Source organism: Cupriavidus sp. 05T313 (assembly GCF_056396665.1).
Genome location: NZ_JBFTLX010000252.1, coordinates 1 through 10,232, shown reverse-complemented (window position 1 = coordinate 10,232; position 10,232 = coordinate 1). Strand labels below are relative to the sequence as shown.

8 protein-coding genes and 1 tRNA gene are annotated in these 10,232 nt (G+C 65.3%); 3 read left to right on the top strand and 6 right to left on the bottom strand.

Annotation, left to right across the window (positions count from 1 at the left end; translation table 11 throughout):
* Window positions 1-475 precede the first annotated feature (475 nt).
* Entirely contained in the window at window positions 476-688 is a 213-nt protein-coding gene (locus AC1DKD_RS34315; protein ID WP_477144267.1) for a GDCCVxC domain-containing (seleno)protein, read from the top strand.
* A 521-nt stretch (window positions 689-1,209) separates the two neighbouring features.
* Here the strand turns inward: AC1DKD_RS34315 and AC1DKD_RS34310 are convergent.
* The 5 genes from AC1DKD_RS34310 to AC1DKD_RS34290 form a co-directional block, all read right to left on the bottom strand.
* Window positions 1,210-1,296, bottom strand: a tRNA-Leu gene (locus AC1DKD_RS34310).
* A gap of 255 nt (window positions 1,297-1,551) precedes the next feature.
* The gene (locus tag AC1DKD_RS34305; RefSeq protein ID WP_441633625.1) at window positions 1,552-2,871 is read right to left on the bottom strand and encodes an MFS transporter; all 1,320 of its coding nucleotides are present in this window, start codon (window positions 2,869-2,871) and stop codon (window positions 1,552-1,554) included.
* 70 nt (window positions 2,872-2,941) lie between these two features.
* Window positions 2,942-4,276 (bottom strand): amidase, encoded by a 1,335-nt coding sequence (locus tag AC1DKD_RS34300; protein WP_477103205.1) that lies wholly within the window; start codon window positions 4,274-4,276, stop codon window positions 2,942-2,944.
* Window positions 4,273-4,950, bottom strand: a complete 678-nt coding sequence (locus AC1DKD_RS34295; protein WP_441634042.1) for a DUF2848 domain-containing protein — start codon at window positions 4,948-4,950, stop codon at window positions 4,273-4,275. Before AC1DKD_RS34295 ends, AC1DKD_RS34300 begins: the two co-directional genes overlap by 4 nt.
* Before the next feature lie 34 nt (window positions 4,951-4,984).
* Entirely contained in the window at window positions 4,985-5,683 is a 699-nt protein-coding gene (locus AC1DKD_RS34290) for a GntR family transcriptional regulator (RefSeq protein WP_477144266.1), read from the bottom strand.
* A 399-nt stretch (window positions 5,684-6,082) separates the two neighbouring features.
* Between AC1DKD_RS34290 and AC1DKD_RS34285 the strand changes: the two genes are divergently transcribed.
* The gene (locus tag AC1DKD_RS34285; protein ID WP_477144265.1) at window positions 6,083-6,922 is read left to right on the top strand and encodes an IclR family transcriptional regulator; all 840 of its coding nucleotides are present in this window, start codon (window positions 6,083-6,085) and stop codon (window positions 6,920-6,922) included.
* A gap of 31 nt (window positions 6,923-6,953) precedes the next feature.
* On the opposite strand, the gene AC1DKD_RS34280 is transcribed toward AC1DKD_RS34285, so the two are convergent.
* Window positions 6,954-8,201 (bottom strand): Zn-dependent hydrolase, encoded by a 1,248-nt coding sequence (locus AC1DKD_RS34280; RefSeq protein ID WP_477111186.1) that lies wholly within the window; start codon window positions 8,199-8,201, stop codon window positions 6,954-6,956.
* A gap of 324 nt (window positions 8,202-8,525) precedes the next feature.
* Between AC1DKD_RS34280 and AC1DKD_RS34275 the strand changes: the two genes are divergently transcribed.
* Window positions 8,526-10,103: an ABC transporter substrate-binding protein gene (locus AC1DKD_RS34275; RefSeq protein ID WP_477144268.1), complete on the top strand. Its 1,578-nt coding sequence runs from the start codon at window positions 8,526-8,528 to the stop codon at window positions 10,101-10,103.
* Window positions 10,104-10,232: the final 129 nt, after the last annotated feature.

Below are 10,232 nucleotides of genomic sequence, written 5' to 3'. Positions count from 1 at the left end.
GCCATCAACCGCGCCCGCGGCCCCTAGTTCTCCAGATCCGTCAGCCGCTTCGCCTGCACCACCTGTGAGTGGTAAACACTGAGCCGCAAACTTCCACGACGACGGCCAGCACGGTGCACGGTATCGAGACACGGCACATTGAGAAGATGATGTGGACAGCCGACGCCGCCGCGGCTCTTTATACACGGAACGCACGCAAGTCGGACGATGCCCTATGGCGCTGTCCTCCCGGCGCGCCTACAACGGAAGCACCGCCCCACAGGACCAACCATGGCACCGAGCGCGCCGGCGCCGAAGCTGGCCGACCTCTCCCCCAATGTGCTGTCAGAACGGAAAGCCGTTCCGCGCGCAGATGGCTGGCCTTTCGGGTTCACGTACAAATAAGTACCCCAGTCCGTTTGTTTTCCCCCTCCGCCGCCGCCACGTGGTGGCCGTTGCGTTTGGCGACGAGAGGCGGTGCGATTGTGAGGACCCGATGCGTGCCGTCATTCTTGAATCCGTACTGACCTGCCCGCACTGCGGCTTTGCCAAGCAGGAAACCATGCCAACGGACGCCTGCCAGTTCTTCTACGAGTGCAGCCACTGCAAGGCGCTCCTGCGGCCCAACTCCGGCGACTGCTGCGTATTCYGCTCATTCGGTTCGGTCAAGTGCCCGCCAATTCAGCAACAACGCGGGTGCTGTGGATAGAGATTGGCGGAAGATTCTTGCGGGCCGTGCCGCCGGCCGAACTGCTGTATGTCCAAGACGTCGACGATGGGAATGACCATATGACAATGCGCTGGCTTCTCGATAGCGTAAACGGGAATCTCGAATTGGACCCCACCGACCTCAAAAGCCTCGTGCGTCGGCAGCGCGTACAAGTCGATTGCCTGACACACGGCCGTAGCCAGGTTCGTCTCACCAACCACGGGCGCAGTTTTCTGGACACCATCGCCAAGAGGTGCTGAACGGCGGGCCTTCTGCCTTCACCTTCATCTGTGCGCATCACCGCATGCGGACTTCGTAAAGTGTGCCATTTCGTGGGACCGAACGTGGGGCCACTATGGGACCGGAGCGCCGACAATAAGTGAAAGGGCAATGTGCAGAGTGCAATGAGGCGATTGCTTCAAATCGCCTGCCAGGCCTTACGTAGCTTAGCTTTGCGTGTTGATACGGTGCGGAAATACGGGAAATAAAGTGAGGCGTACGAGTGATGCAAAAGAGGACTGTGGTGCGAGGGAGGGGACTCGAACCCCTACACCATTGCTGGCGTCAGGACCTAAAYCTGGTGCGTCTACCAATTTCGCCACCCTCGCAGTCCCTGCGGCGTGCATCCCTGGCGGGAGGCCGCTGTGCTCGTTGATTTGCAGGCGGGYCAGGCAGCGATGGGGGTGATCACAAAGCACAAAAGCAAACAGGCGGCTGAAACTGCCCGCCTGGCTTTGTGTTACCCGTGCTGCCGGCGCACTTTGCGCATGCAGCGCAACGAGGCAGCGGATTCTAGCGCAAAGCGCCGCGGGAATCCAGCCCCCTCGTGCTACCTAAGGCATCCGGCTGGCCGTCGCCTCCGTTCAGCGCCTGGTTTTGATAAACGCCAGCACAAGCACGGTGGCGCCCGCCTCGAGCGCTGCGACAAAGTACAAGCCCGCCGAGAGCTGCCCGGTACTGGTCTTGAACCACCCGATCATGTACGGCGCAACGAAGCCTGCCAGGTTGCCGATCGAGTTGATCAGGGCAATCCCGCCGGCTGCGGCGGTACCGGCCAGGAAGGCTGAGGGCAACGACCAGAACACCGGGAAAGCCGCCAGGATGCCGATGGAGGCAATGGTCAGCGCAATCAGCGCCAGTACCGCGCTGTGCAGCCACATGCCGGTCAGGACCAGTCCGGCAGCGGCCATCAGCGTGGCCAGCGCGCAGTGCAGGCGGCGTTCGCCGGTGCGGTCGGAGTGGATGCCGTTCCAGACCATGGCAAGCGTGCCAGCGATGAAGGGAATGGCGGAGACCAGGCCGATCTGCAGGTTGCCTTGTACGCCTAGCTCTTTGATGATGGATGGCGACCAGAAGGCGATGGTGGCGTTGCCGCTGACCACGCAGAAGTAGATGGCGGCGCAGATCCAAACGCGCGAGTTGGTGAAGGCGGCGCGCAGGGAGGAGTGCTTGGCGGGGTCGCGGTTTTCGGCTTCGATCTCGCGGGTGACGAGGTCGCGTTCGCTGGCGGTGAGCCATTTGGCGCCGATGGGCTTTTCGGGCAGGTACATCAGCACGGCGATGCCGGCGAGTACGGAGGGGATGCCTTCGATGACGAACAGCCATTGCCAGTTGGCAAGGCCGTCGACGCCTTCCATGCTGCTCATGATGAAGCCGGCCAGCGGGCCACCGATGACGCCAGCGATGGCGAAGGAGGTCATGAACAGGCCGTTGATGCGTGCGCGGCGCTGGGCCGGAAACCAGTAGGTCAGGTAGAGCACGACGCCGGGGAAGAAGCCGGCTTCGAATACGCCCAGCAGGAATCGCAGGGCGTAGAACTGCATCGGCGTCTTGACGAAGATCATCGCCATGGAGGCGAAGCCCCACAGGATGGTGATGCGGGCGAGCGTGCGGCGCGCGCCGATCTTTTCCAGCAGCAGGTTGCTGGGGACCTCAAACAGGAAGTAGCCGATGAAGAAGATGCCGGCGCCGAAGCCGTACACGGCTTCGCTGAATTGCAGGTCTTGCAGCATCTGCAGCTTGGCAAAGCCGACGTTGACGCGGTCAATCCAGGCGAGCACGAACAGGAAGACGAGGAAGGGGATCAGCCGTACCGCGATCTTGCGGTAGGCTTCATTGCGCTCGGCCGGGGTGTGGGCCGGGTTCTCCACGGCGACAGGGGCGCCGGTCATCACGGAAGACATCGGTGGTACTCCTTGGGTGTTGATTGACGGGGCCGCGCTGCTTGGTCGCGGCCCTCGGTTTTTTGCCTGCTTACCGCAACGCGGCTTCGATGGCGCCGGCTACCTGCAGCACGCGCGCGTCGCTTCCGTTCAGGCCGCCTACGCTCAGGCCAATGCCCTGCCCTGCCGCCAGCAACGGCAGCGATACCGCACAGCCGTCGAGGAAATTGAGCACGCTGGGGTTGCGCAGCACCAGGCCGTTGGTGGCGAAGAAGGCTTCGTCGCTTTCCAGCGCGTCCAGGCGCGGCGGGCGTACTGCCACGGTGGGCATCAGCCAGGAGTCGGCTTCGCGCAGCAGGCCGGCGGCGCGGGCCTGCATGGCGCGGCGTTCGGCCAGCAGTTCGATGTAGTCGGCCGCGCCAAGCTGTTCGCCGCGGCGGATGCGCATGGCGACGCGCTGGTCGTAGTCGTTGCCGCGCTCGGCCAGCAGTTGCTTGTGCCAGTGCCACGCTTCGGCCGCGGTCAGGCCGCCGCCGGCGTTGATCTGCGGCAGGCGCTTGAGTTCGGGGAAGTCGAACGGGATGATCCGCGCACCGAGCCGCGACAGCGTGGCCAGCGTTGCGTCGAAGGCTTGCGCCACCTCGGCGTCGAGGCCGTCGCAAACGAAATCGCGCGTCACCAGCAGGCGCAACCCTGCCAGCGGCGCTGGCCGGCTGTCCAGCGTTTCGCCGCTGACGATGGCGTCGAAGGCCGCGCAGCAGGCAACCGAGCGTGCCAGCGGGCCGGCCGAGTCGAGCGAGGTCGACAATGGCACGGCGCCGGCCAGCGGCACCCGGCTTGCGGTTGGCTTGAAGCCGGTCAGACCGCAGAACGCGCTGGGGATGCGGATGGAGCCGCCGGTATCTGTGCCGAGCGCGGCCACGGCCATGTCGAGTGCCACGCTGACCGCGCCACCCGACGTGGAGCCGCCAGCGATGCGCGCTTCGTCGAAGGGCGTGCGCGGCGTGCCGTAGTGCGGGTTCAGGCCGAGCCCGGAGAACGCGAACTCGCTCATGTTGGTGCGCCCGATCAGCACGGCGCCGGCAGCGCGCAGGCGTGCCACCACGGGTGCGTCGGCGCTCGCGGGGGCGCCGGCCAGCGCTTTCGAGCCAGCGCGGGTTACCTGTCCTTGCACGTCGAACAGGTCCTTGATGGAGATCGGCAGCCCGGCGAGCGGCGATGCCACCAGCCCCGCGGCGCGGGCCTGGTCGGCTGCGCGGGCCGCGGCGAGCGCGCCAGCGGCGTCGACTTCAAGGAACGCGGCGCCGCCGCCGTTGCGGTGGGCGTCGATACGGGCCAGAGCCTGCTCGGTCAGCGCAACGCTGGTGGTGCGGCCGGCAGCCAGATCGGCGGCGAGCGCGGCGATGGTTGGCAGCGCGGCGCTCATGGCGCCACCGCCAGGCATTCCACCCGATAGACATGGCGCAGCGTGCGCTTGCGTACCGGATCATGCAGTTCCACTTCGAAGGCTTCGCCGCTGCCCAGTTCGCCGATCACGGCTTGCGTGCCGCAGAACATGGCGGTGCCAGCCGGCAGCTTGTCTTCGCCGGTCAGGCGCCGGATCAGGTCGCGCGGGTCGAGCAGGCGCGTTACCAGGCCTTCCTGATAGAGCTCGCGCTGACCGTTGCGAGTGCGCCAGCAGCGCATCTGCAACTGGTCCCAGTGCGCTGCCACGTCGGCGAAGCGCCAGAGTTCGGTACCCAGGGGCTTGGCGCACATCTGCTTGGAGACGGTGACGTCGTAGGCTTCGACCTTGCGGTCGGTGTGGTCGGAGCCTACGCCGATGTACATCTCGTCCTTGGCCGCAAGCAGCACGAATTCGATTTCACCGGAGGAATCCTCGCGCGGCACTTCGAGCAGCGCGTCGGTGGTCAGCAGCGAGGCGGCCAGCGGGTAGAAGCAAGGCACGGTGGTGGGCGGCTTGACGCCGATCTCTTCGAGCTCGCGGATGTGATGGTTGACGGCGTCGGCGTCGCGGCCAGTCCAGCCGGCGATGATGAGGCGCTGGATATCGAGGACGAGTTCGCCCTCGCCGGCTACCTGGAAGTGAAGTGTCGGCATTTCTTACTACCTTATCTATTGCGGAGAAAATCGGTCAGATGGTCCGGATGATGTTCTTCCGGAATTCGTCAATGTGTTCGCGGATGGCCTCGCGCACCGCCGGTACGTCGCGCCGCTCGAGGGCGTCGATGATCACCCGGTGCTCCTGGTAGACGTTTTCCAGGTGCTGCGGGTCGGATAGCGAGAGAAACCAGAAGCGCGCCTGCTTCTCATGCAGGCTGCGCAGCAGGTCGGCCAGCACGCGATTGCGCGAGGCGGCCGACATGGCGGTATGGAATTTGAGGTCGAGCGCGGCGAGGCCGGCGATGTCGCGCCGCGCGATCAGGTCGGGAGAGCGGTCGACGATCTCGCGCATGGCCTTGAGATCGCTCTCGTGGGCGCGCTCGCATGCCAGCGTGGCGCACAGCACTTCGTTGGTGGCGCGCACTTCGATCATGTCGAGCACTTCATTGAGCGACAGCGGCGATACCAGCACGCCCTTGCGCGGCATGATCGACACCAGCCCTTCCACTTCCAGCCGGTGCAGCGCCTGATGCACCGGCGTGCGGCCCAGTCCGAGCAAGGCCGCGACCTGCGCCTCGTTCAACGGCTCGCCCGGCCGGAACTCGCAGGAAATGATGCGCCGCTTGATCTCGGCATAGGCATGCTCGCGCATCGCGGCGCCGGTCGCTGCCCGCGATGGCGGATCCGCATTGTGATCAGYGCCGCCAACCAGCCGGATCGGGTTCGACATGATGGTTCCTGCGTGTTGAAGTTGTTGTGATACTAGTCTGATATTTCACTGAGCGTCAACCCGTGTGGGCTGCGGGTAAACACTGAAAGCTGCGGCACCCGCATGGGCTGCCTTGTCATATTCTTGCGTCATCGCCCACCACGCTTCCATTCTCATATCGTCAGGAAAGCCTTACCGGGCAATGGTTCCCGGCAAATCGCGGAGATGCGTGCGGCGGAAATCCGGCAGCTTTAGCGGGGCCGCTATTCCCAACGAAAGCCGGGCCGAATATCATTGATGGCAATCAATAGAATCGATAATCGATACAGTCGTATATTGGTGCAATATGCATTCATCGTGGTGCAGGCTCCCAGCGATGGTGCCGCCACGATCGGTACGACGACGACGCGGAACCCGAACATGACCCGGCAAGACAAGCAGGAACCCAGCAACGGATCGCCAGCCACCCTGGAAGAAAGCGGCGAAGAAGCCACTCGCGCGGACCCACTGTTCAACCAGTCGCTGGAGAAAGGCCTGGATGTCCTGCGGGCCTTCAGCGCGGTGCATCGCACGCTCACCCTGGCCGAWCTGGCCAGCCTGACCGGCATGACCAAAAGCTCCGCGCAACGCACCGTGCATACGCTGGAGACGTTGGGCTATGTGGCCAAGCACCCGCAGACGCGGCGCTTCCGGCTGACGCCCAAGGTGATGGAGATCGGCTACAACTATCTGTCCGCGGATGCGTTGATCCAGGCCGCCAGCCCTTACCTGTCGCAGCTCGCCAACGCCAGCGGCGAGACCGCCAACCTGACCGAGCCGGTCGGGCTGGAGATGGTCTACGTGGCGCAGCTGATGACGTCGAAATACATCCCGGTGCTGACGCCCGTCGGCATGCGCATTCCCATGTACTGCACCAGCAGCGGCCGCGCGTATCTCAGCACCCTGCCCGACGAGCAGGTCATGGCGATGCTGGAGAATTCGGCGCGCGTGGCGCGCACGCCGGCCACGCTGACCGATGTGGCGGCGATCTTCGAGACAGTGGTGGCTTGCCGCAGGGTGGGCTATGCCTGCAACAACGAGGAGCTGTTCCTGGGCGATATGGGCGTGGGCGCGGCCATCGTCAACAGCCAGGGGCAGGCGGTGGGCGCGGTGCATGTATCGCCGCCCGCTAGCCGCTGGAGCATGGCCGAGGCGCAGAAGAAGCTGGCGCCGATGGTGATCGAATGCGCGTGGGCGATCTCGCGTTCGATCGCCCACTGAGATTGACGCGCGGCGGCGCGGGCGGCGCGCCTTAGCGCGCGTGCTCCAGCATCGCTTGCAGCAGCACGTTCGCCCCGGCCTCGATATGCTCGGGCAGCGCATCTTCCAGCTCGTTGTGGCTGATGCCGTCCTTGCACGGCACGAAGATCATGCCAGTGGGCGCACGCTGCGCCACGTAGACGGCATCATGCCCCGCCCCGCTGACCACATCCATATGCGGCAGGCCCAGCGCGGCGGCGGCGCGGCGCACGCTGTCCACGCATTCTGGCGCGAACACGCACGGCTCGAACTTCACCACCTGGCGGATCTCCACGCTCACCGCGCCGCGTTCAGCGATCTCCGCGAACGTGGTCCGCATGGCTGCGTCCATACGGTCCAGCCCCGCCTGCGACAGATTGCGGAAGTCTACCGAGAAATCCACCCGCCCGGGAATCACGTTGCGTGAGTTCGGCGTGACCTGCACATAGCCCACCGTGCCGCGCCCGTGCGGCGCCTCGGCCACGGCGATGCGATTGACCTCGTCGATCATGCGCGCCGCCGCCAGCATGGCGTCGTGGCGCAGCGCCAGCGGCGTGGGGCCGGCGTGGGCGTCCATGCCGGTCACGGCCACGTCATACCATTGCTGGCCGAGCGCGCCGGAGACCACGCCGATCGGCAGCCCGGCGGCTTCCAGCACGGGCCCCTGCTCGATGTGCGCCTCGAAGTAGGCTGCGAACATGCCGCCCGGCACCTCGCCCACGGGCTGCTCGCCGCGATAGCCGATCTGCTCCAGTGCCTCGCCTACGCTGATGCCGTCCAGGTCGTGCTGGGCGCGTATGAACTCCGCGCCGAACACGCCGGCAAAGGCGCCCGAACCCATCATCACCGGCGTAAAGCGGGTGCCCTCTTCGTTGGTCCAGAACGCCAGTTCCAGCGGCGCGCGGGTGACGATGCCCTGGTCGTTGAGCGTGCGCATTACCTCCAGGCCCGCCAGCACGCCGAAGTTGCCGTCGAACTTGCCGCCGGAGGGCTGGGTGTCGATATGGCTGCCGGTTGCCACCGCACGCGCATCGGGATCGCTGCCCGCGCGGCGCGCGAACACGTTGCCGACTTCGTCGGTACGCACGGCGAGCCCCGCTTCGCGGCACCAGCCGACCACCAGGTCGCGGCCCTGGCGATCCAGCTCGGTCAGGGCGATGCGGCACACGCCGCCCTTGGGCGTGGCGCCGATCTGCGCCAGGTCCATCAGCGATTGCCACAGGCGTGCTGCGTTGATGCGGGGAAGGTATTGCTGGTCCATGTCGGGAAGCCGGTTGGTTGGGAGACAGGCAGGGATCTCAGCAAAAAGCAGGCCATAGGCGATGCGAGTCCTCTGGTCCATGTTTCATACATGGCTAACGATGGAGAGGCCGCGCTGTACCGGCGGCCAGGATGGAAGCGGCACGAAACGCAACTGGCATGTGACTTGCTTGATTGCCTTCGTCTTCCCTTCCCCCACCCAGGAGCTTTGCCCGTGACCGTCTTTTCTTCCGACTCCGTAAGAAGCGTGAAACCCGGCCTGAAAACCTTCGCTGCCGCCGCTGCCATTGCCTCCGTCTCCCTGCTTGCGTTGCCAGGCACGGCGATGGCCGAGAAGGTGCTGCGCATCGGCATGACCGCCGCTGACATCCCGCGCACGCTGGGCCAGCCCGACCAGGGCTTCGAAGGCAACCGCTTTACCGGCATCCCGATGTACGACGGGCTGACCCAGTGGGATCTCTCGAAGGGCAACGGCCCGAGCCTGCTGATTGCCGACCTGGCCACGGAATGGAAAGTCGATACCAAGGACAAGACCAGGTGGGTCTTCAAGCTGCGCCCCGGCGTGAAGTTCCACGACGGCTCGCCGTTCAATGCGGATGCCGTGGTGTGGAACGTGGGCAAGGTGCTCGACAAGACCGCCAGGCAGTTCGATCCCAGCCAGGTCGGCGTGACCGCCTCGCGCATGCCCACCTTGCGTTCAGCCAGGAAGATCGACGACATGACCATTGAGCTGATCACCTCGGAGCCTGACTCCTTCCTGCCGTACAACCTGAGCAACCTGTTCATGGCTTCGCCCACGCAATGGGAGAAGAAGCTCGCCGCGGTACCGGCCTCGGTGACGGATCCGGCGGAGCGTTCCAAGCAAGCGTGGGTAGCCTTCGCCGCCGACGCCTCGGGCACCGGCCCGTTCAAGATGAGCCGTTTCGTGCCGCGCGAGCGGCTGGAACTGGTGAAGAACGCGCAGTACTGGGACGCCAGGCGTGTGCCCAGGATCGACAAGGTGGTGATGCAGCCGATGCCCGAGGCCAATGCGCGCACCGCCGCCCTGTTGTCTGGCCAGGTCGACTGGATCGAGGCGCCGGCACCGGATGCGGTGGCACAGATCAAGAGCCGCGGCTTCGAGGTCTACGCCAACGCGCAACCGCATATGTGGCCGTGGCAGCTGTCGTTCGCGCCCGGATCGCCCTGGCTCGACAAGCGCGTGYGGCAAGCCGCCAACCTGTGTGTCAACCGTTCCGGCCTGAAGACGCTGCTGGGCGGCTATATGGCCGAGGCCAAGGGCATTGTCGAACCGGGCAACCCGTGGTGGGGCAATCCCAAATTCGATATCAAGTACGACGCCGACGCCGCGCGCAAGCTGATGCAGGAAGCGGGCTACTCCGCCGCCAAGCCGCTCAAGGTGAAGGTGCAGGTCTCGGCTTCGGGCTCGGGCCAGATGCAGCCGCTGCCGATGAACGAGTACGTGCAGCAGAACCTGAAGGAGTGCTTCATCGACGTCGACTTCGACGTGGTCGAATGGAACACGCTCTTCACCAACTGGCGCATCGGCGCCAAGGACCCGAGCGCGCACGGCGCCAACGCGGTCAACGTGAGCTTTGCGGCGATGGACCCGTTCTTCGCCATGGTCCGCTTTGTCAGCACCAAGACGCAGCCGCCGGTCTCGAACAACTGGGGCTACTTCGGCAACGCGGAGTTCGACAAGCTGATCGAAACCGCGCGCACCTCGTTTGACGACAAGGGGCGCGACGCGGCGCTGGCCAGGCTGCATGCGCGCATCGTGGAAGAAGCGCCTTTCGTGCTGATCGCGCATGACGTCGGCCCGCGCGCCATCTCCAGGAAGATCAAGGGCGTGGTGCAGCCGCAGAGCTGGTTTATCGACATCGCCACCATGTCGATGGACTAAGCAGCGCATTGCGCGGCTCGCGTGCGAGGCCGGTCCCGGGCCGGCCACGCACAGCGCAATCAAGAGAATGTCCGGCCGGCACGCATCGGCCAGGCACCCCGCAAACCACGGCAGGCGCCCGCGCCTGCC